Source organism: Paenarthrobacter sp. NPDC089322 (genome assembly GCF_040684895.1).
Taxonomy (GTDB): domain Bacteria; phylum Actinomycetota; class Actinomycetes; order Actinomycetales; family Micrococcaceae; genus Arthrobacter.
This window is the reverse complement of record NZ_JBFBGW010000018.1, coordinates 28,126-50,033: the sequence shown is the minus strand read 5'-3', so window position 1 is coordinate 50,033 and position 21,908 is coordinate 28,126. Positions and strand designations below refer to the sequence as shown.

The following is a 21,908-nucleotide window of genomic DNA, read 5'->3' as shown; positions in this document are numbered from 1 at the left end:
TGGCCTCCCCTGTAACTGGTGCGATGATCCGCTCCATCTACTGGCCTCCCCGATCAGCGGGCGGTTTTGCCTGCTGATGGGATTAACGTAATCCTGCCCACATACATTTCCGCAATCTTTCCCCGGCAAGTCGCGTGACCGGTTTGTGAATTCCTGATGAACCGGCCTTCACTCAAACGACCGGACAGCGGAAGCTACGACCCGAAACGGCGTTGGCGCCCCGCGTAGTCCCTGAGGGCCCTGAGGAAATCGACTTTGCGGAAGGCAGGCCACAATGCTTCGCAGAAATAGAACTCGCTGTACGCGCTTTGCCACATGAGGAAACCGGAGAGCCGTTGCTCCCCGGAGGTGCGGATGACGAGGTCCGGGTCCGGCTGTCCGCGCGTGTAGAGGAAGCGTGAGATGTCGTCCACTGAAAGTTCATCTGCCACCTCGGACATACTGCGTCCTTTGGCAACGGCGTCGTGCAGCAACTCGCGTACGGCGTCGACGATTTCACGGCGGCCTCCGTAGCCTACGGCGACGTTTACATGGATCTTCTCGTGGACAGGGGTGCGGGCGGTGAGTTTGTTCAGACGTTCGGCCAGGTAGTCGGGCAGCAGCTCGGGCGCTCCCATGGCGTGGACGGAGACGTCCTCGTTTTCATCCAAGCGGTCCATTGTGTTGGCGATGATGCCCATGAGCAGGTCCAGTTCTTCGCCGGAACGGCTCATGTTGTCCGTGGACAGCATGTACAGCGTCACCACTTTGACGCCGAGTTCCTGGCACCATCCCAGGAACTCGTGGATTTTGTCTGCTCCGGCTTGGTGCCCTTGGCTTGTGGGCGCATTGAACTGGCGTGCCCACCGGCGGTTCCCGTCCACCATGACGCCAATGTGCCGGGGGATCTTGTCCTGCTTCAGTGAGCGGAGCAGTTTGCGCTCGTAGAAGCCGTAGAGGAAACCGGGCAGTTCCACCGGACTCTCACCTGACTTCCTTGCTTGTACGACGACGGCGCACATCCAAGGCTACCTTCCCTTGCCGCAGGACAGGTGCAGCGAGAAGTCACGAACACCCGAGCAAGGGTTACCCGGCAGTAACTTACCCAAACGTAAGTTATCCTTGAACAATGGCCGAACTGCTCACCGTCAAGCCTGCATGGCGTGGGTGGATCCACGCCATAGCAGCGCCGTTTGCCCTCGCCGCGGGCATCGTCCTCGTGGCGGTCGCCCCCACTACCGATCGCAAAATCACCTCTGCCATCTACGCGTTGACCGGAGTCTTGCTCTTCGGCGTCAGCGCCGTGTACCACAGGGGAAACTGGTCACCCAAGGTCCGGATCCGCCTGAAACGGCTGGATCACACCAACATCATGCTGGTCATCGCCGGCAGCTACACCCCCCTTGCATGGTCACTTTTGGAACGGCAACAGGCCGTAACCTTGCTTTGGCTCATCTGGTCCGGAGCGATCGTTGGCGTGCTTTTCCGCGTCATCTGGACGCATGCTCCGCGTTGGCTTTACGTTCCTGTGTACGTAGCCTTGGGCTGCGGTGCCCTTTTTTACCTGCCACAATTCTTCGCCGCGAATGCCGCCTCGGCCGTCCTCATTTGTGTCGGCGGCGCGCTCTATATCGCCGGAGCGGTCTTCTACGGGATCAAGCGGCCCAATTTCAGCGTGCAACACTTCGGTTTCCACGAGCTCTTCCACGCATTCACGGTGCTGGCCTTCACAGCCCACTTCATCGCGATCATGATGGCTGTGCTCAGCTAGGAAGCCCGCTACCCAGCGAGCTCACCCCTCGGACGACATCGCCGTCAGGAGTTCCTCCATCCCGGCCAATGTCCCCACAGGCCGCTTACACACCATGCCCCGGCAAAGGTACACCTGCGGTCCACCGTCCGGTGCTCCCGAGCGGTGAAGCAGCAAGGGGACGTCGCCCCCTTTACCCGGCAAGCCGCCGTCGTCCTCACCCTGCAAGGCGACCACGAGGCCCGGGCTGGCAGACCGCAGGAGGGCGGCGTGCAGTTCCGTCCGTAAGGGCGAATCAGGACCCGCGACGGCGGCCTCCACCGGTCCGGCGAGGGCAGCTTGCGCTGTGGCCAGGAGCCAACCAGCGACGCGCGGTGCGCGGCTGGCGATCGGTGGCAGCAAACCAAGGATGTTGCCGGCCATGAGTCGGGACTCGTGGGAGCCCGAGTAGGCCGAATACGTCAGCAAGGCGCCGGCGAAACCGGCTGCTCCGCTCGGCGTGGCATTGTCGAAAGGATCCAACGATGCATGCCGGCCTTGGGCGTTGAACACTTGGGCTGACTCCCCCGCCGAGTCCGCCAAATGCCCGTTCTCGACGAAGCGCTTGGCCGCCGCCTTGATGAGATCCTCCGCGAGACGGTACCAACGCGGGGTTCCCGTCACGGCGTACAGAGTGAACAATCCATCAGCGCAAAATGAGTAATCCTCCAGTAGTCCACCGATCCCCCGGGCCCGGGATTCATGCGAGACCCGGGCCAGGAGCCCTTCATCGATGTTCCAGTGCACGCGTTCGAGGTAGTCAGCGACACTCTCCGCCGCCGCGACCAGCTCCGGGCGGTCCAGGATGGCGCCGGCCTCCGCCAGGGCTGACACGGCAAGTCCGTTCCAACCGGCCACGATCTTCTCGTCCCTGGCAGGTTGGTTCCTGAGGTTCCGGGCAGAGAGGAGCACGGGCCTGACGCGTTCCCACAGCCGGGCTTCGGGATCGGACAGGCGCCCTCCCGGGTGGAACGGAGATCCCAACGCTGACACAGTCCCCTCGGCGCCGATGTTCATGATGCGGCCCACTGCTTGGGCGTCATGGGGACCCAGGACTTCGGCCAGGGCCTCAGGGGTCCACAAGTAGGCAGCACCTTCGTGATGCACACCGTCCACCACGGTATCGGCATCGAGGGAAGAGGCAAGGCCGCCGCCGGGCAAGCCCAGCGACCCGATCATCCAGTCCGCGCACCTCGACGCGACAGCGGCAGCCTCGGCCACGGAGAACACCTCGTTGCCGCCAAGCCGGACCCAATGGGCGTAGATGCGCAACAGTTGGGCATTGTCGTAGAGCATTTTCTCGAAGTGCGGCACGGACCAGTCCGCGGTGACCGAATACCTGGCGAAACCGCCGTCGAGCTGGTCGCAAAGCGCTGAGCGCGCCATCCCGGCCAAGGCGCGTCCTGCCATGTCACGAGCGGCCCCTGCCGTGGCTGATGGCACGGCAGCGTGCCGGATGAGGAACTCAAGAACGGCCGACGGCGGGAACTTGGGGGCGCTGCCGAACCCACCGGCGTCGGGGTCTTCAGACCGGGCCAGCAGGGTCACTGCATCCGAAAGAAGCCCGGCATCAAGAACATCGGGCGGACCATCCAGGCGGACAACCGTGGACATTTGTGCGTTGGCGATGTTTGAGGCCAGTCCGCGGGCGTTTTGTTCCACCGCTTCCCGCCGTTCCACCCAGGCCTCGTGCACGGCTTCCAGGACATTGCGGAAAGATGGCCGGCCGGGCAAGGGTTTGGGCGGGAAGTATGTTCCGGCGTGGAAGGCCAGGCCGTCCGGCGTCAGGAACACCGACATTGGCCAGCCGCCCTCGCCGCTGATGGCCTGGGTGGCCGTCATGTACACGGAGTCGACGTCCGGGCGCTCCTCCCGGTCGACCTTGACGGGCACGAAGTGCGCATTCAGGTAGTCAGCCGTCTCTTGGTCCTCGAAGGACTCGTGGGCCATGACGTGGCACCAGTGGCAGGCGGCATACCCGATGGACAGGAACACTGGTACGTCCCGCGCTGCTGCGAAGGCAAAGGCTTCATCCCCGAAGGGCCGCCAGAAAACCGGGTTGCCCGCGTGCTGGCGCAAATAGGCAGACGGCTCCGCTCCCAGGACGTTGGCCGCCCCGGGCCATTCAGCTCCTCGTGACTCAGCGGGTCCCGGGCGTGGCATCGCCGTTCTCGTCCGTGGTCGCCGCGTCAGCTTCCGCTGCGAGGCGGGCTTCCTCCACCTGGGCCCGGTACCTTACGCGGCGGATGCGGCGCACCATGTCCACGATGAGGAAGGTAGTGAGAATCACGATGAAGGCCGTCAGGACAAAGCCCCAAGTACCCGGAGTCACCTGGTCCTCGGACAGGCCAGGCCGCAGCGACGGCGTCGGGGCAGGCGACGGGCTGACGGTCAGGGCGAGGAGCAAGTGGTGCACGTTCAAACCTTCTATGGGAGCTGATGCACGCCGACTGGCGTCATCCGGAGCCGGTAGCGGCCGGGTCGGCTACTTCTACGAGCGATAGAAACTACCTGGTACCTATCTTATCCCCGCGAAGAGGTCCTTTTCCGGTACGTCGGAAGTGACCCTCGACTTGACCAGCGTGTAGTCCTCCCACGGCCACGCCGTCCGCTGCAGTTCCGGCGAGACAGCGAAGAAGAAGCCCACAGGATCGATCTGCGTGCGATGGGCCCGGAGGGCGTCGTCCCGCACCTCGAAGTAGTCGCCGCAATCCACCTGAGTGGTGGTCTGGTGGCCGGGTACAGGCGGAGTGTGGCCTTCGGCATCTGCCTCCAGCCAAGCTGCCAGCCGTTCAGCATAGGGCGACTGCAGCCCGGCTTCCTCCAAGGCAAAGTGCAGCGCACGGAATCGTTCAGGGCTGAAGGCGCGGTCGTAATAGAGCTTGCTCGGGGTCCACGGTTCCCCCGTCCCGGGATACCGGTCGGGGTCACCGGCGGCGTCAAAAGCCTCAACAGCTACCTTGTGGGCCATGATGTGGTCCGGATGCGGATAACCGCCGTTCTCGTCATAGCTAAGGATGACGTGTGGCTTGAAGTCGCGGACCAACCGGACCAGCGGAGCCGCCGCCCTTTCCAGCGGCTGCAAGGCAAAGCACCCCGGAGGCAGCGGCGGGAGGGGATCGCCTTCGGGAAGGCCGGAGTCCACGAAGCCGAGCCAGCGTTGGCGAATGCCGAGCACGGCGGCTGCGTTCGCCATTTCAAGGCGGCGCGCCCCTGCCATATCGCGTTTCGGGTGCGGCGCGTCCTCCATCGCCGGGTTCTGGATGTCGCCACGTGACCCGTCCGTGCAGGTAGCAACCATGACATCTACTCCGTTTGCGGCATACATCGCCATGGTCGCTGCGCCCTTGCTGGACTCGTCGTCCGGGTGGGCGTGGACGGCGAGCAACCGCAACTGCTGCTCGGAACTGTTGGACGCTGTCACGTGACGGCTCCTCTTTCATGGACGGTGCTGGATGAAGCTGTGCGGGAGATGCCGGGATCCGCACTAAACTGGATGGGTGACTTCAGAGGACCTATCGGCCACCGCACTACCGGCAAGTAACAGCCTAGCCAATCGCTACGGCGGCCAAAAGCGCGGCATGACCCGTAAATCCAAACGGATCATCGTCATCGTAGCCTTGGTTCTCGGCATCGCCTTCGCGGCCTACGTAGCCACAGGTTCCGCGCAGGCTCCCATTACCTTCAAGGACATCGGTTACAGCACCATTGACGGAACGCAGGCCGAGGTGGATTACCAGGTCACCAAGTACCCTGCCGCAACCGCAAAATGTGCCATCAAAGCCTTGGACTCCAAGTTCGCCGTAGTTGGTTGGAAGGTCGTGGAGATCGGACCCAACGAGCCCAAGGACGGCGCCGACGGCGGCAGCACAATTGCCCAACGGACCGTCCTCAGAACCGAGTCTCCAGCGGTCTCGGGAGTCGTGGACAGTTGCTGGATTGTGGACAGCGGTAAATAACAATCGTGTGACCCACAACTCAACCAGTTTGGGTTCATCCAAAGGATTTACTACAATGGATGAAACCTTCACCCCGTTAAGTTGGTTACTGAGTTCCATGAGTGGCCACCTCGGCGGGGTCTTTGCTTTGTCAGATCAAAAGGAGAAATCCGTGTCTACCACCAACAGCGCCACTGCAGCTTGGCTTACCCAGGAAGCTTTCGATCGCTTGAAGGCTGAGCTGGACCACCTTTCCGGCGCTGGCCGGGCGGAAATCGTCCAGAAGATCGAAGCCGCCCGCCAGGAAGGCGACCTCAAGGAAAACGGCGGATACCACGCAGCCAAGGAAGAACAGGGCAAGATTGAGGCCCGCATCCGCCAGCTCACCGTACTCCTGCGCGACGCCCAGGTTGGCGAAGCCCCTGCCGATGACGGCATCGTGGAGCCCGGCATGCTGGTTGTTGCCCGCATTGCCGGCGACGAAGAGAAGTTCCTGCTCGGTTCCCGCGAGATCGCCGGGGACTCCGATATCGACGTCTTCAGCGAGAAGTCCCCGCTGGGAGCTGCCATCATCGGTCACAAGGAGGGCGACAAGCTGAGCTACACCGCCCCCAACGGCAAGGACATCTCAGTTGAGATCGTCTCCGCCAAGCCCTACGTCGGCTAACGCACCGGTCCCGAAAACCACGACGCCGGTCCCTCCGTTCGCGGAAGGACCGGCGTTTTGCGTACCCGACTATCCCAACTGGGTCGCATTTGTGCGCGTTTTGAGCGCTGAAAACGCGCACAAGTGCGACCCAGTTGGGTCAGGAGGCGATCTTGGACTTCGGGCGCAGCAGGACGGCCGCGATGATGCCGCCGATTGCCCCGCCAAGGTGCGCCTGCCAGGAGACGAAGCCCATGACCGTCGGCAGCACACCGAAGAGGATGCTGCCGTAGGCCATGAAGAGCACTACGGACAAGAGGATCTGCCACCAACTCCTGTTGAAGAATCCCCGCACCAGGAGGAAGGCGAAGAGCCCGAAGACCAACCCTGACGCGCCCACCGTGATCCCTCCACCGCCGATGAGCCACACCGTCAGGCCGGACCCCAGCCAGCTGAAGGCCAACGCCGTAAGGAAAACCCTCGCACCGGCAAGGAACACCAGAAAGCCGAAAATGATGAGCGGCAAGGTGTTGGAGAGCAGGTGATTAAGGTTGGCGTGCAGCAGCGGAAACGTCAGGATGTCCAGGACCCCATCGATGTTGCGGGGCCTCAAACCGAACGTGCGGTTGAGTCCATGCATCGTGAGCGTGTTCAGGAACTCGATGACGTACAGCAGAATCACGAACCCGCCCATGAACAGCAGGCCGCCCTTGGCACGCCCGGCCAGGGTCTCCCTGGCTTCAGCCTTGGAACCTTCAGGCATTTCGACGACCACGCCGCGACCTCCCGTCAGTGCACCACGATTGGCTGGAAGCCTTCAGCCCTGAGCGCGCCCAGGACCTGCTCGCCGTGTTCGTGGCCCTTGGTTTCAAGGTTAATGGTGATCGAGACGTCGCCCATGCTGATGGAGCCACCCAGGCGGGTGTGATCCAGGCCGGTAACGTTGGCGTCGTTTTCGGCGATGATGCGGGCGATCGTCGCCAGCGAACCTGGGCGGTCGTCCAGCATCATCCGAACAGTCATGAACCGGCCTGCGGCCGACAGACCGCGCTGGATGACTTTCAGCATCAGCATGGGATCGATGTTGCCGCCGGAAAGCACGACGGCGGTGTTCCCAGGGTTTTCGATCTTGCCGTCCATTAGAGCCGCTACTCCCACGGCACCCGCGGGCTCCACGACCATCTTGGCCCGTTCAAGGAGGAAGATCAGGGCCCGGGCCAGGGAGTCTTCGCTCACGGTGACGACGTCATCCACAAGCTCCCTGATGATGCTGAAGGGAAGCTGACCAGGACGTCCAACGGCAATGCCGTCAGCCATGGTGGAAACCTTCTTGAGCGGAACCAAGGCATCCGCTGCCAGTGACGGCGGGTAGGCGGCCGCATTTTCGGCCTGGACGCCGATGACCCGGATTTCACGTCCCAGTTCCTTGGCACGCGCTTTGATGGCGACGGCAACGCCGGCCAAAAGCCCGCCACCACCGACGCCCATGAGAATGGTGTCCACATGGGGCACCTGGTCCAGGATCTCAAGCCCGATGGTCCCCTGCCCGGCTACGACATCAACGTTGTCGAAGGGGTGCACAAAGACGGCGCCTGTTTCATTCGCGTAGCGCTGGGCTTCGGCCAGGGCCTCGTCGACGTTATGGCCGTGGAGCACAACCTCTGCGCCGTGGCTGCGGGTGGCGGCCAGTTTGGGAAGGGCCACACCGAGCGGCATGTAGATACGGGCGTTGATGCCGAGGCTCTTGGCCGCAACGGCAACACCCTGCGCGTGGTTGCCTGCCGATGCAGCTACGACGCCGCGCTTCTTTTCGTCCTCGGATAACCGGGCCATCCGCACGTATGCGCCACGGACCTTGAAGGACCCCGCCCGCTGCAGGTTCTCGCATTTGAAGAAGACATTGCCGCCCACGAGGCTGCCAAGCGCACGGGACGACTCCACCGGAGTCTTGGTAATAATGCCCTCGAGCAGCTCCTGCGCCTTGAGGACATCGTCCAGCGTGACGGGCAGGGTTTCGAGGGTATTCACTGACTATTCTCCTTTGTTGGTGTCGGCTGCAGGGCGCTCCACAGAGCCGGTTCCTGCGGCCTTGGTCTTACGTGCGGCGCTGCTGGCACCGCGGGATTCAGCGCCAGGGAGGCTGACGTCCTTGAAGTTCGAGTCGCCGTCAGCTCCTGGGGAACCGGCAGCAGTAGGGGCTTCCGCCGCGCCTAATCCTCCATCATGTTCCCACGTCCGGCCGGCAATATAGCGAACCGCCGTGTTTACTACGGCGAGCAACGGCACGGCGAAGAGCGCTCCGGGAATGCCGGCAAGGTAAGATCCGGCGGCCACGGTAAGGATGACGGCAACGGGATGGAGGGCCACTGCCTTGCCCATGACCAGCGGCTGCAGGATATGGCTTTCGAGCTGCTGTACCAACAAAACGATTGCCAACATGATCAGCGCATTGATCGGCCCGTTGGCAACGAGGGCCAGCAGGACGGCAATGGCACCGGTGACCAGTGCACCTACCACGGGAATGAAGGAACCGATGAAGACCAGGACCGCCAACGGGAGAGCAAGCGGAACCTGGATGATGGCGGCACCAACGCCGATGCCCACCGCGTCCACGAAAGCTACGAACATTTGAATCCGGACGTAGTTGACCATGGACGTCCAGCCGCGCCGGCCGGCTCCATCGGCAGCCCTGCGTGCCGCCTTGGGCAGGAGGCGCACCAGGAAGGCCCAAATCCGGCTGCCTTCGAGGAGGAAGAAAATCAGAATGAACAGGGCAAGCACCAGGCCCGCCGCAAAATGCCCGGCCGTACTGCCAAAGGACAGGGCCCCGCTGAGGATGCTGCTGCTGTTGTCTTGCAGTGCTGCGGCACCGTCGGAGATGTACTGGTCAATCTGGTCGGCGGTCAGGTGCAGTGGACCGTCGGCGAGCCACGCCTGGATCTGCTGGATGCCTGCCAGCGCCTCGTGCCAGAGTTCGCCGAAGCCGGAGACCAACTGCCTCCCCACCAACGCCAGCGCCCCGGAGATCACACCGATGAAGCCCAGCACGGTGATGGCCACGGCAAGTCCGTTGGGCACGTTCCGGTTCCGCAGCCACGCCACTACCGGGTACAGCAATCCGGCGAGGAGTGCAGCCACCATCACCGGGATGATGAGGAAACTGACTTTGCCCAAGAGCCACACCAAGGCGCCAATCATCAACAGGATCAGTCCTGCACGCCATGACCACGCGGCTGCGATGCGGACCCCGTAAGGGATATCCTCGGCAATTTGGCGGTCGGAGCGGGTTTTGGCGTCAGGTGTTGGCGTCATGAACCCATAATTCCGTAGGCCGCGCCGTATGGGAAACCGAACGGCGACGGTACCCTCAGTTTGCCCTCTGGACCGACCCTGTGATCCCCCACGTCATGGTGTAGCTTTCGCCGGGTGCGAGCCAGCGGAGTCCATCACCGCTGTTGAACGCGTTGGCCGGACCGGACATTGGCTCGATGGCCACGGCCTTGGAGCGCCCTGGGAACTTGTCCGTCACGAACACATGGACATAAGGGCAGCTCTCGTCTTGTTCCAGGCTCACGGTGCTGCCATCCGGTGCTGCCAGCACGTGGCGGGCAACGCCGCCGTCGAACTCCAAGTCCGTCAGGGCGACGTCCACGTCCAAGGCGCCAACCGAACGCCCCCCGGAGAAATCGAAGTCAGCGTCCACGGCCGCGGTACTGCGGGGAATCAGCCGATCATCCGCCACAAGGCGCGTGCCTGCCTTGACGGTCAGGACCAGGTCCTCCGGAGCAACGTCCCCAATCCGCAGGTAGGGGTGCGCGCCAAGGACAAACGGCGCATCGTCCCGGGATTCGTTGACCAAAGACTGGGAGACCCGCAGGTCGAGGTTGGCATCGAGTTCGTAGCGGACGCTGTGCCGGACAAGGAACGGGTAGCCGTGCTGCGGGAACACTGTGGCCTCCAGGGTCACCGAGAACTCCGACTCGTCCACGAGCGAGTAACCGGCGTTCCGCAGAAGACCGTGGCTGGCGTTGTTGCGGGAAACTTCCGTGATGTCGAGCTGCTGCTTTTTGCCCTTGAGGTACCAGATCCCGTCCTCCACGCGGTTTGCCCATGGTGCCAGCGTGATGCCCGTGGCTCCGGGCGGGATGTCGCTGTCGCCATAGCTTTCGGTGAGCTGGACGCCGTGGCGGGAGTACAGGCGAAGACCCGCCGCGAGTTCCGTAACAACAGCGAGGGCATCGCCGCGCCGGAGTTCGAACTGGCGTCCGGTGGCGAAGCGCCTGGGCGCGGAATCGGGGCTGGGCTCAGGCATGGGAGCAGAGGCAGGCATGGAAATACCGTACTTCATCCGTACCCCCACGAAGACCGCCCGATGGTGACGGCCAAATGTTACCTTTTGTTTGAAACTATGCGTTTTTGGTTGCTTGTGGGATGATGGATTCATGAGTCGCATCACCCCCACCCGCCTCGCGGACAACCGCGAGCTGATCTACTTCGACGACCCCGGAACTCCCGAGCGCACGCCCGCATCGCTGGTGGACCATCGCGAGCTCCCCGTCCGCGGCGAACCGGGCGAGGTCCGGTATGACGCCTTGTCCGGCGAGTGGGTAGCCGTTGCGGCGCATCGCCAGAGCCGTACGCACCTTCCCCCGGCACACCAGTGCCCCATCTGCCCCACCACGGCGGACAACCCCTCGGAGATTCCGGCGCCCGACTACGACGTCGTCGTCTTTGAGAACCGTTTCCCGTCCCTTGGTCCGGCGCTGGGCGACATTCCTGCTCCGCCCACTTCCGGTCGCGCCGGGCACGGCATCAAGGGCCCGGCCTTCGGCCGATGCGAAGTGGTGGCTTTCACCCCACAGCACACCGGTTCCTTTGCAGAGTTGGGAGAAACCCGCGCCCGCACGGTAATCGAGGCCTGGGCACAGCGCACGGAGGCCCTCAGCGCCTTGCCCGGCATTCAACAGGTCTTTCCTTTTGAGAACCGGGGTGCCGATATCGGCGTCACCCTGCACCACCCCCACGGCCAGATCTACGCCTATCCCTACGTCACCCCTCGGGCTGCGGCTCTCGGCGCCGTGGCACGCAAGTACTACGACGACGTCGACGCCAAGGAGACGCTCGCGGCATCACTCCTCAAGGCGGAGCGTGAGGACGGCAGCCGCATGGTCCTCGAGGCTGAGCACTTCAGCGCTTACGTGCCGTTCGCTGCGCGTTGGCCCTTGGAAGTCCACCTTGTCCCGCACCGCAGCGTGCCGGATCTCGCTGCGCTGACCGGAGAAGAACGCGATGAACTCTCGCACGTATACCTTGACCTGCTGAAGCGGCTCGATGCCCTCTATCCCACTCCTATGCCGTACATTTCGGCGTGGCACCAGGCGCCGCTGGATCCCGCACTGCGCCCGGCAGGCCAACTGCATCTGCAGCTGACGTCCCCGCGGCGCGCCGCCGATAAGCTCAAGTACCTGGCGGGCTCGGAAGCTGCCATGGGGGCGTTCATCAACGACACCACCCCTGAGGCCGTGGCCGAGCGCCTGCGCAGCGTCGCACCCGCCAGCCCCGAAACCGACACCCGGGCCATGGAAGGTTCCCCAGCATGACCACCACCACCGACGCCAGCCTCCTCACCGCGCGCTTCGAGGAGACGTTCGGAAAGACTCCCGACGGCGTCTGGCAGGCCCCGGGGCGAGTTAACCTCATCGGCGAACACACCGATTACAACGAAGGCTTCGTGCTGCCGTTTGCTATTGACCGGACGGCCAAAGTGGTGATCCGGCTCCGGGCCGATTCCACCGCCCGGATGCTGTCCACCTTCGGCGGACACGGAATGGTGGAGGCTGACCTTTCCGGCTTGGAGCCGGGCTCAGGCGAGGGTTGGGCGCGTTATCCGCTGGGCGTCGCGTGGGCGTTGAAGGAACGCGGCGTTACCGTCCCCGGCTTCGATCTGCTCCTGGACTCGGATGTCCCCCTTGGCGCGGGCCTGTCGTCCTCGCACGCCATTGAATGTGCAGTCATCAGCGCACTCAACGACCTCACCCAGGCCGGGCTCGCTGCTGAGGAACTCGTCCTCGCCACACAGCGCGCGGAGAACGTATTTGTCGGCGCACCCACCGGCATCATGGACCAGTCCGCGTCACTCCGCGGCGCCAAAGGCCAGGCTGTATTCCTGGATTGCCGTGACCAGCACGTGGACCTCGTCCCTTTCGACGCCGAGGCGTCAGGTCTCGTCCTGCTGGTCATTGACACCAAAGTGTCGCACTCACACGCCGACGGCGGTTATGCCTCCCGTCGCGCGTCCTGCGAGTTGGGTGCCGGGATCCTCGGCGTCAAAGCACTGCGCGACGTCGGCATGGAACTTTTGGAGGAAGCTTCAGGCTTGCTGGACGAGACGACGCTGCGCAGGGTTCGCCACGTGGTGACGGAAAACGACCGCGTCCTTCAGACCGTGGAGATCCTGCGCAGCCAGGGTCCCGCCAGCATCGGTCCGCTGCTGGATGCCAGCCATGTCTCCATGCGCGATGATTTCGAGATCTCTTGCCCCGAACTGGACCTTGCCGTGGACACATCACGCGCCAACGGCGCCATCGGTGCCCGCATGACCGGCGGCGGTTTCGGCGGTTCTGCCATTGCCCTGACTCCGGTGGGCCAAGAGCAGCAGGTGCGTGACGCCGTCGTACGGGCTTTTGCTGAAGCGGGTTTCACGGCCCCGGACATCTTCACCGTGACCCCGGCGGCGGGAGCGCTGCGGCTGGCCTGAGAGCCGTCAGCAGATACACAGCTTACGCCCGGCACCTCCACGGACGCCGGGCGTAAGCTGGGGCCATGACTGAGGCTGTCATCGTTTCAACTGCCAGAAGTCCAATTGGCCGGGCCTTCAAAGGCTCCCTCAAGGACGAACGCCCCGACGATCTTGCCACCGCAATGGTGCAAGCCGCCTTGGAAAAAGTTCCGGGTTTCGATCCCGCTGCGGAGGACGGACGGGGCCTGGACGATATCCTGTTGGGCTGCGCCGAACCGAGTGGTGAGGCCGGCTCCAACATGGCCCGGGTGGTTGCTGTCCTGGCCGGTCTGGACCGTGTTCCTGCCGCCACCATCAACCGGTTCTGTGCTTCCAGCCTGCAGACGTTGCGCATGGGCTTCCACGCCATCCGGTCCGGTGAAGCGCATGCCATCGTCTCGGCCGGGGTGGAGAGCGTCTCAAGGTACCAAAACTGGGCCGGCGCCGGAGAAACGGACTCCGCCAACCACAACCCGCTCTTTGAGTCCGCCGCCCAGCGGACTGCTGCGCGGGCGGCCTCGAACATTCCGTGGACTGATCCACGCCTCGGGGGCAGGCTCCCGGACGTGTACATCGCCATGGGCCAAACCGCAGAAAACGTAGCAACAAGCTACGGCATCAGCAGGGCCGAGCAGGACGAGTGGGGCGTACTGAGCCAAAACCGCGCCGAGGCCGCCATTGCCGCCGGCTTCTATGCGCGCGAGATCACGCCCTACACCCGCAGGGATGGATCCGTGGTTGACTGCGACGACTCGCCCAGGGCGGGCGTCACGATTGAGGCCGTTTCGGCGCTGCAGCCGGTGTTCCGAACGGAAGGAACGGTCACTGCAGGCAACGCGTGCCCGCTCAATGACGGTGCAGCCGCCCTAGTGGTCATGAGCGACTCCCGTGCCCGTGAATTAGCCTTGCAGCCGCTGGCACGTGTCGTATCAACCGGGGTAAGCGCGCTGTCGCCGGAACTCATGGGCATGGGGCCTGTGGAGTCAACGCGCCGCGCCCTGGCACTCGCCGGACTGACTATTGAGGACATCGACCTTGTGGAACTGAACGAGGCCTTCGCCGTCCAGGTGGTGGCGAGCGCACGGGAGCTGGGCATCGATCCGGAGAAGCTGAACGTCCATGGCGGCGCCATCGCCCTCGGCCACCCCTTCGGAATGACCGGGGCCCGCATGACCACCACGCTGTTGAACGGCCTACAGGAACGAGACGGAACCCTTGGCTTGGCGACACTCTGCGTTGGAGGCGGGCAGGGCATGGCTGTTGTCCTGGAGCGACTTCGCTGAATGTTTAAAGAAGAATGCCCCGAAAGTGCTTTCGGGGCATTCTTCTTGAGGACTTAGCGGCGGTTAGTCGTCGCCGCGCAGGATTGCGAGCAGACGGATGATCTCGACGTACAGCCAGACCAGCGTGACCGTCAGGCCGAAGGCCGCCGTCCAGGAGTAGCGTTCGGGGGCTCCGGCGCGAACGCCTTCCTCGATGCTGGTGAAGTCCATGATGAGAGAGAACGCTGCCAGGCCGATGGCCAGGATGCCGATGAAGACACCCAGCGGGATGCCGGCGATCTCAAAGCTGGTGCGCAAGCCGAAGGGCTCCTGCACAGCACCGGTCCACATCATGACGAGGTTGATCACGGCGAACACGGCGTAGCCGATGGTGGCGATCATGAAGAAGCGGATCAGCTTGGGCGTAGCACGGACCTTGCCGCTCTTGAACAGCAGCAGCGTGACGCCAAAGACAGCGAGGGTACCGATGACAGCCTGGAGGCCGACACCGGGGAACATGCCGTCGAGCACGCGGGTGAGGCCGCCCAGGAAGAGTCCCTCGAGGCCTGCGTAGGCGAGGATCAATGCCGGCGACGGCTGCTTCTTGAAGGTGTTCACGAGGGCAAGGACAAAGCCGCCCAGCGCGCCAACGATCATGAGCATGGTGGCCAGCGCGGGTGCGACGAACAACGTGACGGCTGCCCCGAGGACCAGGACAACCAGGCACATGACGGTCTTCATGATGACGTCGTCGTAGGTCATGCGTCCGGTGTCTGCGGGGCCGGCTGCAGGCTGGTTGTACATCTGCTGCAGCTGCTCGTGCGTCATGTTCTGCTGCTGTGCTGCCCAGGCAGCCTGGCCATCCATGACCTGGCCGGGCTCACGGCCAGGGGCCTGGTTGAACTGCTGGCCGTACGGGTTGGCATACGGATTCTGCGGTACAGGCGGTGCCTGTGTAGCTCCACGGAAATTCTTTCCGTTGAAGATCGGGTTTCCGCCAAGTGCCATTGCGGGTGTCCTCCTGAAAAAGGGCTAGTGATAATTCACGGTATCAATTACTACGCCCACGTGGCAGGGAAAGTTCCCTTGTTCACCCAGAAGCAACTGAACCGTGACACGAAAGCTGCGTTGCCGCCGTCATGGGCCTGTCCCGACGGCCGAATCCCAAGTTGCCTGTGGCTTCACAGTTGTTATCTGATCGCTACCTAAGCGTCCCTGTACTGGGGATTTTTTGTTCCCACTGAGCGGTAACATAGGCCACACATGGGTGACCTAGGTCACAAACGCGGCAGGAAGGCAAGAACTGTCCACGGAAAACCCATGACCGTTCGCACCGGCAGCAATGGCGCAGCCGGGACCACCCCCACTGTGGAGGTTTCCATTTTGAGAAGCACACTGCGCGACCCGTCCATGAGACGGTCCAGAGGACTGCAGAAAGTCGTGGGGGCGTTTTTCGCAGCCCTCATCGCCACTCTGCTGATCGCCGCACCGGCGGCGGAGGCAACTACCCCCTCGCCTTCGCCATCACCTACATCTTTCCAGAACAACATCAGCGGCTTCCTGCGTGACGACGCACGAGCCCCCATACCTGGGGTGAAAATCAAGGCAACCGGCAATGGATTCGAGGGCGAGGCAACCTCGGGTTCCAACGGTGCCTGGAACATCGGGGTCCCGGTCCAGGGCACCTACACCATCGAGCTGGACACCTCTACCTTGCCGGAGGGAATCACGCTTGCAGAGGGGCAGGACAACCCCCGTGAGGTGACGTTCAGCCAGACCTCCAACCTGTCCGTCATCTTCGCTTTCGGTGAAGGCATCGTGGTCCAGCAACAGGACTTCGGTCAAAACCTTCTTAACCGCCTGGTGGCCGGCCTCAGCTTCGGCTTGTTGCTGGCCTTGGCTTCCGTGGGCCTCTCCCTCATCTTCGGTACCACCGGACTAACCAACTTCGCACACGGCGAGATGGTAACCCTCGGCGCCGTACTCGTCTTCCTGTTCAACGGCTTCGGGTTCCCGTTCTGGCTGGCCATCCTGTTGGCACTGGTGGGCGGCGGGCTCTTCGGGTACGTCCAGGACGCAGGCCTCTGGCGCCCGCTGCGGCGGCGCGGTTCCGGCCTGGTTCCCATGATGATCGTCAGTATCGGCCTGGCACTGGCCATCCGCTACGTCATCCAGTTCTTCTTCGGTGGCGCCACGCAACAGCTGCCCGGAGCCCAGAGCGCCGAAATCCAGATCGGTCCGGTATCCATCTCGCCCAACAACCTGTGGTCCCTCATCGTCAGCGCCGTGGTTATCGGCTTGATCGGTTTCGTCCTCCTCAAGACCCGTTTGGGCAAGGCAACCCGGGCCGTAGCCGACAACCCCGCCCTGGCCGCAGCCTCCGGCATCGACGTCGACTCGGTGATCCGTATTGTGTGGATCGTCGGCGGCGTGCTCGCCTCCCTCGGCGGAATCCTCTGGGCGTACTATCGGCCCGGTGTCACGTTCGATATGGGCTCCCAGATCCTGCTGCTCATCTTCGCGGGCGTCACCTTGGGTGGCTTGGGAACAGTGTTCGGTGCACTCATCGGGTCGATCGTTGTGGGCATCTTCGTGGAACTGACCACTGTGTTCGGGCTCCCCGCCGACCTCAAATACGTCGGTGCCTTGTTCATCATGATCGTTGTCCTTCTGTTCCGGCCCCAGGGTATCCTCGGCCGGCGTGAGCGTGTGGGTTAGGAGCGGGCCGTGGATTTCGGATTTATTCTCTCCAGCGCCCTGGGCGAACTTGTCAGTCCGACGACGGCGGCCTACGCACTTGCCGCTTTGGGTCTCGCCGTCCATTTTGGCTACTCGGGCCTGCTGAACTTCGGCCAGGCGGGCTTCATGGCGGTGGGAGCCTATGGCTTCGCCATCTCCACGCTGACCTTCAAGGCACCTTTCTTCATCGGACTGCTCATCGCGGTGCTGTGTTCGGTGATCTTCGCGTTCATCCTTGGTATTCCCACCCTGAGGCTGCGGGCTGATTACCTGGCCATCGTCACCATCGCGGCAGCCGAGATCGTCCGCTACGTGGTGACCACCAACCAGCTCACCAGCGTCACGGGCTCGGCAAACGGCCTGGCCGCATTCGAAGGCGGTTTCTACGCCATGAACCCCTTCCCCGAGGGGTCCTACCTTGGCTTGAACAACAGGGATTTCTTCATCCGAGTGGTGGGGTGGGGATTGGTCCTGATCTGCTGTGTGCTGGTATGGCTGCTCATGCGCAGTCCTTGGGGCCGCGTCCTGAAGGGCATCCGTGAAGACGAAAACGCTGTACGGTCCCTCGGTAAGAACGTTTACTCGTACAAGATGCAGGCCTTGGTGATCGGCGGCGTGCTCGGCGCCTTGGCGGGCATGATCTTCACACTGCCCCGCGGCGCCGTCCAACCGTCCAACTACGGAACAGAACTCACGTTCTTCCTCTGGACCTGCCTCCTGCTGGGTGGCATGGCCACGGTCCTGGGTCCGGTCGTCGGCGCCATGATGTTCTGGGTGGTGCTTTCCCTGACCCAGAGCGTGCTCTACGGCCTCATCGAATCAGAAGTCATTACCTGGCTGACCACCGTACAGGCGGGCCAGCTGCGCTACATCCTGGTGGGCGTGGCGCTGATGCTCCTGATGATCTTCCGCCCGCAAGGCGTCTTCGGCAACAAGAAGGAGCTTGCTTTCACATGAGCGAGACCAACAGTCAAAACCCCGAAACCGTCGATTACATGACGGACAACCGTCCTATCGCCGTGGGGGAAAACACCCCGGGTTGCAAGAAACGCGATCCAATCGTGGTGGCGGAAAACGTCACCCGGTCCTTTGGCGGCATCAATGCCGTGGATGTGGAGTACCTCGAGATTCCACGACACAAAATCACGGCACTCATTGGACCCAACGGCGCGGGTAAGACCACGCTATTCAACCTGCTGACGGGCTTCGACACCCCCAACAGCGGCAAGTGGCAGTTCGAGGGCAACAGCCTTGCAGGCGTTTCCTCCTACAAAGTGGCACGCATGGGCATGGTCCGCACATTCCAGCTGACCAAGGTCATGGGCAAGCTGACTGTCATGGAGAACATGCGGCTCGGCGCAGCCAACCAGCCCGGCGAGCGCCTGTCCAAAGCCCTGTTCAAGGGCATCTGGGGCAGCCGGGAAAAGGAAATCACAGCACAGGCTGACGTCCTGCTGGAGAAGTTCAAGCTGGACGCCAAAAAGGACGACTACGCCGCGTCCCTGTCGGGCGGCCAGCGTAAGCTCCTCGAAATGGCCCGTTCCCTCATGGTGCGGCCAAAGCTCGTGATGCTGGATGAGCCCATGGCCGGCGTCAACCCGGCCCTGACCCAGTCTTTGCTGGACCACATCAAGAACCTCAAGGCCGAGGGCATGACGGTCTTGTTCGTTGAGCACGACATGAACATGGTCCGCCACATCGCCGACTGGGTGGTGGTCATGGCAGAAGGCAAAGTGGTGGCCGAAGGTCCTCCCGGCGAAGTCATGAAGAACCCCGCAGTTATTGATGCTTACCTCGGCGCCCACCACGACGTCGACCTCGGCGACGCTCAAGGCATCAAGGAGCTTGAGGCCGAACTCGAAGCTGATGAGGAATCGGTAGTTGGCACGGAAGACGCCGGAATGCTCTCTACTGACATCACTGAAACCAAGCAGGAGGGTGAAAAATGAGCGGAGCAAGCCCCATGGCTGCCCCGGCTGCAGCCCCCGTTGGCGACGCCGTCGTCAAGGTCACCAACCTGGTGGCCGGCTATCTGCCGGGCGTGAACATCCTCAACGGCTGCAGTATTGAAGCCCGCAAGGGTGAACTGATCGGCATCATCGGTCCCAACGGGGCAGGAAAGTCCACGCTGCTGAAGGCCATGTTCGGGTTGGTCAAGGTCCACTCCGGCACCGTGGTGGTGCGCGGCCAGGACCTTACGGGCCTGAAGGCGAACAAGCTGGTGACGCAAGGCGTGGGCTTTGTTCCGCAGACGAACAACGTCTTCGCGACCCTCACCATCGAAGAGAACATGCAGATGGGCATGTTCCAGCGGCCCAAGGCATTCACCGAGCGGTTCGACTTCGTGACCAGCCTGTTCCCGGAGCTTGGGAAGCGGCGAGCCCAGCGTGCTGGCTCCCTTTCCGGTGGCGAGCGCCAGATGGTGGCCATGGGACGGGCGCTCATGATGGACCCGGCAGTCCTGTTGCTCGATGAGCCAAGTGCAGGCCTGTCCCCCGTCAAGCAGGACGAGACGTTCTTGCGGGTCCACGAGATCAACCGGGCGGGCGTCTCGGTGATCATGGTGGAGCAGAACGCCCGTCGTTGCCTCCAGATCTGTGACCGCGGCTACGTCCTCGACCAAGGAAAGGACGCCTACACCGGCACGGGCCGTGAACTCATGAAGGATCCCAAGGTCATCCAGCTGTACCTGGGCACCTTGGCGGACGAGGTCTAGCCAAGGCATCACGCCACGAGGGGCTCCGGGATCCCGGAGCCCCTCCTTTCTGCGTTCGAGGTTTACCCTGTTGAGTTGGTGACCACCCACGGTGATTTCCAACCCAGGAACTGGTTGCACGACGACGGCACGGTGAAAGTGAACGACTTTGGCCGCGCGGACCTGCGGCCGTGGATCCACGACGTGGTCCGCCTCAGCCACCAGCAGTTCCTAACAGACCACCACCTTGGGGCAGCTTTTTACCTGGGACTCGGGCGGTTCGTCAGGACTCCGGAGGAGGCCGGCGTGTGGCGCCTCGAAAACCTGAACCAGGCCGTCGGGACCGTGGTCTGGGCGCACCAGGTGGAGACCAGGTCTTCGAGCAGCAGGGTGTCCTCATGCTGGAAAGGGTGTTGCAAGGCTTCGAACCGTTCGCTTCCTGAACCGCCCGCAACAGAGCAGGCCCCCTTTCACCGAAGTGGAAGGGGGCCTGCTGGTTAGCGACCTGGGGAATGATGCGGCTTAGAGCTTGCCGAACTCTTCCCGGACCGGCTTATAGGTGTTGTCATCCTGGTACTCATAGATACCGATGTATGCCTCGGTGGGGTCACCGGCGTCGGAGAACGTCACCGGGCCGGACTGACCGTCGTAGTCGATGTCCTTGCCTTCACGGAGAAGCTTGACGCAGGACGCGAAGTCGGAGCACTTCTCACCGCCCTCGGATACTTCCTTGAGCTTGGCCGCGATGTCCGGGCCCTTGGTGCTTTTGGCAGCTTCAGATGCCAGCGAGATGAGGTTCACGGCGTCGTACGACTCGCCTGCGTAGGAGTAGTCCTTCAGGGCGGGATCGATGGCAAGCAACTTCTGCTTGAAGGCATCCTTGGCGAACGTACCGGGGATGGTTCCTTGGGCGCCCTTCAAGGTGCCGGCCTGGAAGTCCTTGCTGTAGTCCGAAGTGTTGCCATCAACCAGGAACAGCTGCGTAGGCTTGATGCCCTTGCCGGTGATCAGCGGAACGATGCTCTTGGCCTGGTCGAAGGTGATCAGGGCGATGGCATCCGGCTTGGCGGCGATGACCTTGTCCACTTGGCTGCTGAACTGGGAGTCGCCTTCGTTGAAGAGTTCCTCTGCAACCACCTTGCCGCCGGCTGCCTCGAAGGCTTCCTTGACGTTCTTCTGCAGGCCGGTGCCGTAAGCGTCGTTAAGGACGATCATGCCCACGGTCTGGGCACCACAGGTGGCCATGTAGTTGCCGAGCACCTTGCCCTGGAGGACGTCGGAAGGAGCGGTACGCCAGTACAGTCCCTTGTCATCCCAGGTGGTGAAGTCAGGCGAGGTGTTCGCCGGCGAGAACTGGATGACACCGGCGCCGGTGATCTGATTGATGACCGTCTTGGAGACACCGGAGGATGCTGCACCGATCACGGCGCTGACGCCCTGGCCAAGGAGGGCCGTGGTGGACTGCGTGGCGATGTCGGTCTTGGTGTCGCCGGAGTCGCGGTGGACCACGGAAACCGGGGCGCCCAGCACACCGCCGGCGTCGTTGACTTCCTTGATGCCGAGGTTCACACCGGCGATTTCAGGTGGGCCGAGGAACGCCAGCGACCCCGTTGTCGGCAGGAGCGAACCAATCTTGAGAGGCGTGTCTGTGGTGGTGGTCGAGGGAGGTACAGGTCCCGTGTTGGTGGCAGCCTGGCTGTTGCCGGCTCCCGCCCCGCCGCTGGGTGCCGGGCAGGAGATCCCTGCGGCCGCGGCAGATGTAGACCCAGTTGTGGTTGGCGTGGAAGACCCACCACAAGCTGTGGCCAGGAGAGCGACCCCAATGCCAAGCGCTGTTAGCTTGGCGGCTCGGGGCGCCGCTTGGGAAAGATCAAACATTCGTTGTCTCCTCGATCGAAAGGTGCGAACTGCCTTTGATGCGATTACTCAGGTGTTCCTGATTAAGACTCAAACTAATGCAATTGACCCACGAACATAAGTGATTCAGGTCACATCCCTATAACACTCGTTGCCTGTAGGGAATCTACGAGCCCGCTGGAAATTCGCTCCGAGTGGCGGGGCATGAAAAAGGAGGGGGAGAAT

General features: G+C 62.9%; 21 protein-coding genes. 11 read left to right on the top strand and 10 right to left on the bottom strand.

Annotation, left to right across the window (positions count from 1 at the left end):
- Positions 1-194: 194 nt before the first annotated feature.
- Positions 195-1,001, bottom strand: coding sequence for an isoprenyl transferase (locus tag AB0N65_RS16380; protein ID WP_364163818.1), 807 nt, complete (start codon positions 999-1,001; stop codon positions 195-197).
- A 107-nt stretch (positions 1,002-1,108) separates the two neighbouring features.
- Here AB0N65_RS16380 and AB0N65_RS16375 point away from each other — a divergent pair, with 107 nt between their 5' ends.
- Positions 1,109-1,750 carry a hemolysin III family protein gene (locus AB0N65_RS16375; protein WP_364163815.1) on the top strand — a complete coding sequence of 214 codons (642 nt, stop codon included), beginning with the start codon at positions 1,109-1,111 and terminating at the stop codon, positions 1,748-1,750.
- A 21-nt stretch (positions 1,751-1,771) separates the two neighbouring features.
- Here AB0N65_RS16375 and AB0N65_RS16370 read toward each other — a convergent pair whose 3' ends face one another.
- The 3 genes from AB0N65_RS16370 to mca form a co-directional block, all read right to left on the bottom strand.
- Positions 1,772-3,931 (bottom strand): thioredoxin domain-containing protein, encoded by a 2,160-nt coding sequence (locus AB0N65_RS16370; RefSeq protein WP_364163812.1) that lies wholly within the window; start codon positions 3,929-3,931, stop codon positions 1,772-1,774.
- Complete coding sequence (locus tag AB0N65_RS16365; RefSeq protein ID WP_364163809.1) at positions 3,909-4,184, bottom strand: hypothetical protein; 276 nt, start codon at positions 4,182-4,184, stop codon at positions 3,909-3,911. Before AB0N65_RS16365 ends, AB0N65_RS16370 begins: the two co-directional genes overlap by 23 nt.
- A 102-nt stretch (positions 4,185-4,286) precedes the next feature.
- Positions 4,287-5,192 carry a mycothiol conjugate amidase Mca gene (mca, locus tag AB0N65_RS16360; RefSeq protein WP_364163806.1) on the bottom strand — a complete coding sequence of 302 codons (906 nt, stop codon included), beginning with the start codon at positions 5,190-5,192 and terminating at the stop codon, positions 4,287-4,289.
- Between the two features lie 76 nt (positions 5,193-5,268).
- Between mca and AB0N65_RS16355 the strand changes: the two genes are divergently transcribed.
- Together AB0N65_RS16355 and greA are read left to right on the top strand one after the other, a co-directional pair.
- On the top strand, positions 5,269-5,727 hold the full coding sequence (locus AB0N65_RS16355; RefSeq protein ID WP_364163803.1) for a DUF4307 domain-containing protein: 459 nt from the start codon (positions 5,269-5,271) through the stop codon (positions 5,725-5,727).
- Positions 5,728-5,878: 151 nt separating this feature from the next.
- On the top strand, positions 5,879-6,373 hold the full coding sequence (greA, locus tag AB0N65_RS16350; protein ID WP_364163800.1) for a transcription elongation factor GreA: 495 nt from the start codon (positions 5,879-5,881) through the stop codon (positions 6,371-6,373).
- Positions 6,374-6,512: 139 nt separating this feature from the next.
- On the opposite strand, the gene AB0N65_RS16345 is transcribed toward greA, so the two are convergent.
- The 4 genes from AB0N65_RS16345 to AB0N65_RS16330 are packed head-to-tail and all read right to left on the bottom strand — an operon-like array spanning position 6,513 to position 10,700.
- Positions 6,513-7,127 carry a rhomboid family intramembrane serine protease gene (locus AB0N65_RS16345; protein WP_364163797.1) on the bottom strand — a complete coding sequence of 205 codons (615 nt, stop codon included), beginning with the start codon at positions 7,125-7,127 and terminating at the stop codon, positions 6,513-6,515.
- A 14-nt stretch (positions 7,128-7,141) separates the two neighbouring features.
- Positions 7,142-8,380, bottom strand: coding sequence for a threonine ammonia-lyase (gene ilvA / locus AB0N65_RS16340; RefSeq protein WP_364163795.1), 1,239 nt, complete (start codon positions 8,378-8,380; stop codon positions 7,142-7,144).
- A 3-nt stretch (positions 8,381-8,383) separates the two neighbouring features.
- Positions 8,384-9,664 (bottom strand): AI-2E family transporter, encoded by a 1,281-nt coding sequence (locus AB0N65_RS16335; protein WP_364163792.1) that lies wholly within the window; start codon positions 9,662-9,664, stop codon positions 8,384-8,386.
- Positions 9,665-9,719: 55 nt separating this feature from the next.
- Entirely contained in the window at positions 9,720-10,700 is a 981-nt protein-coding gene (locus tag AB0N65_RS16330; RefSeq protein ID WP_364163789.1) for an aldose 1-epimerase family protein, read from the bottom strand.
- Between the two features lie 94 nt (positions 10,701-10,794).
- On the opposite strand from AB0N65_RS16330, the gene galT reads away from it, so the two are divergent.
- The 3 genes from galT (at position 10,795) to AB0N65_RS16315 (ending at position 14,413) form a co-directional block, all read left to right on the top strand.
- Positions 10,795-11,952, top strand: a complete 1,158-nt coding sequence (galT, locus tag AB0N65_RS16325) for a galactose-1-phosphate uridylyltransferase (protein ID WP_364163786.1) — start codon at positions 10,795-10,797, stop codon at positions 11,950-11,952.
- The gene (galK, locus tag AB0N65_RS16320) at positions 11,949-13,109 is read left to right on the top strand and encodes a galactokinase (protein ID WP_364163783.1); all 1,161 of its coding nucleotides are present in this window, start codon (positions 11,949-11,951) and stop codon (positions 13,107-13,109) included. Before galT ends, galK begins: the two co-directional genes overlap by 4 nt.
- 65 nt (positions 13,110-13,174) lie before the next feature.
- Positions 13,175-14,413 (top strand): acetyl-CoA C-acetyltransferase, encoded by a 1,239-nt coding sequence (locus AB0N65_RS16315; RefSeq protein WP_364163781.1) that lies wholly within the window; start codon positions 13,175-13,177, stop codon positions 14,411-14,413.
- A 63-nt stretch (positions 14,414-14,476) separates the two neighbouring features.
- Here the strand turns inward: AB0N65_RS16315 and AB0N65_RS16310 are convergent, their stop codons facing one another.
- Positions 14,477-15,400, bottom strand: a complete 924-nt coding sequence (locus tag AB0N65_RS16310; protein WP_364163778.1) for a Bax inhibitor-1/YccA family protein — start codon at positions 15,398-15,400, stop codon at positions 14,477-14,479.
- 312 nt (positions 15,401-15,712) lie between these two features.
- Between AB0N65_RS16310 and AB0N65_RS16305 the strand changes: the two genes are divergently transcribed.
- From AB0N65_RS16305 to AB0N65_RS16285, 5 genes are all read left to right on the top strand, one after another.
- Positions 15,713-17,110: a branched-chain amino acid ABC transporter permease gene (locus AB0N65_RS16305; RefSeq protein ID WP_364163775.1), complete on the top strand. Its 1,398-nt coding sequence runs from the start codon at positions 15,713-15,715 to the stop codon at positions 17,108-17,110.
- Between the two features lie 9 nt (positions 17,111-17,119).
- The gene (locus tag AB0N65_RS16300; protein WP_364163773.1) at positions 17,120-18,088 is read left to right on the top strand and encodes a branched-chain amino acid ABC transporter permease; all 969 of its coding nucleotides are present in this window, start codon (positions 17,120-17,122) and stop codon (positions 18,086-18,088) included.
- On the top strand, positions 18,085-19,080 hold the full coding sequence (locus AB0N65_RS16295) for an ABC transporter ATP-binding protein (protein WP_364163770.1): 996 nt from the start codon (positions 18,085-18,087) through the stop codon (positions 19,078-19,080). The genes AB0N65_RS16300 and AB0N65_RS16295 overlap by 4 nt, the downstream gene beginning before the upstream one ends.
- Positions 19,077-19,847 carry an ABC transporter ATP-binding protein gene (locus AB0N65_RS16290; RefSeq protein ID WP_364163767.1) on the top strand — a complete coding sequence of 257 codons (771 nt, stop codon included), beginning with the start codon at positions 19,077-19,079 and terminating at the stop codon, positions 19,845-19,847. Before AB0N65_RS16295 ends, AB0N65_RS16290 begins: the two co-directional genes overlap by 4 nt.
- A gap of 78 nt (positions 19,848-19,925) precedes the next feature.
- Positions 19,926-20,327 (top strand): hypothetical protein, encoded by a 402-nt coding sequence (locus tag AB0N65_RS16285; protein WP_364163765.1) that lies wholly within the window; start codon positions 19,926-19,928, stop codon positions 20,325-20,327.
- Between the two features lie 21 nt (positions 20,328-20,348).
- On the opposite strand, the gene AB0N65_RS16280 is transcribed toward AB0N65_RS16285, so the two are convergent.
- Positions 20,349-21,704, bottom strand: coding sequence for an ABC transporter substrate-binding protein (locus tag AB0N65_RS16280; protein WP_364163762.1), 1,356 nt, complete (start codon positions 21,702-21,704; stop codon positions 20,349-20,351).
- Between the last annotated feature and the right edge of the window lie 204 nt (positions 21,705-21,908).

Coding starts and splice junctions, on each gene's coding strand:
- galT (WP_364163786.1), top strand. CDS start 10,795: ATGAGTCGCATCACCCCCACCCGCCTCGCGGACAACCGCGAGCTGATC.
- AB0N65_RS16310 (WP_364163778.1), bottom strand. CDS start 15,400: ATGGCACTTGGCGGAAACCCGATCTTCAACGGAAAGAATTTCCGTGGA.
- AB0N65_RS16370 (WP_364163812.1), bottom strand. CDS start 3,931: ATGCCACGCCCGGGACCCGCTGAGTCACGAGGAGCTGAATGGCCCGGG.
- AB0N65_RS16335 (WP_364163792.1), bottom strand. CDS start 9,664: ATGACGCCAACACCTGACGCCAAAACCCGCTCCGACCGCCAAATTGCC.
- AB0N65_RS16315 (WP_364163781.1), top strand. CDS start 13,175: ATGACTGAGGCTGTCATCGTTTCAACTGCCAGAAGTCCAATTGGCCGG.
- AB0N65_RS16290 (WP_364163767.1), top strand. CDS start 19,077: ATGAGCGGAGCAAGCCCCATGGCTGCCCCGGCTGCAGCCCCCGTTGGC.
- AB0N65_RS16295 (WP_364163770.1), top strand. CDS start 18,085: ATGAGCGAGACCAACAGTCAAAACCCCGAAACCGTCGATTACATGACG.
- AB0N65_RS16375 (WP_364163815.1), top strand. CDS start 1,109: ATGGCCGAACTGCTCACCGTCAAGCCTGCATGGCGTGGGTGGATCCAC.
- AB0N65_RS16380 (WP_364163818.1), bottom strand. CDS start 1,001: ATGTGCGCCGTCGTCGTACAAGCAAGGAAGTCAGGTGAGAGTCCGGTG.
- galK (WP_364163783.1), top strand. CDS start 11,949: ATGACCACCACCACCGACGCCAGCCTCCTCACCGCGCGCTTCGAGGAG.
- AB0N65_RS16305 (WP_364163775.1), top strand. CDS start 15,713: ATGACCGTTCGCACCGGCAGCAATGGCGCAGCCGGGACCACCCCCACT.
- AB0N65_RS16330 (WP_364163789.1), bottom strand. CDS start 10,700: ATGAAGTACGGTATTTCCATGCCTGCCTCTGCTCCCATGCCTGAGCCC.
- AB0N65_RS16280 (WP_364163762.1), bottom strand. CDS start 21,704: ATGTTTGATCTTTCCCAAGCGGCGCCCCGAGCCGCCAAGCTAACAGCG.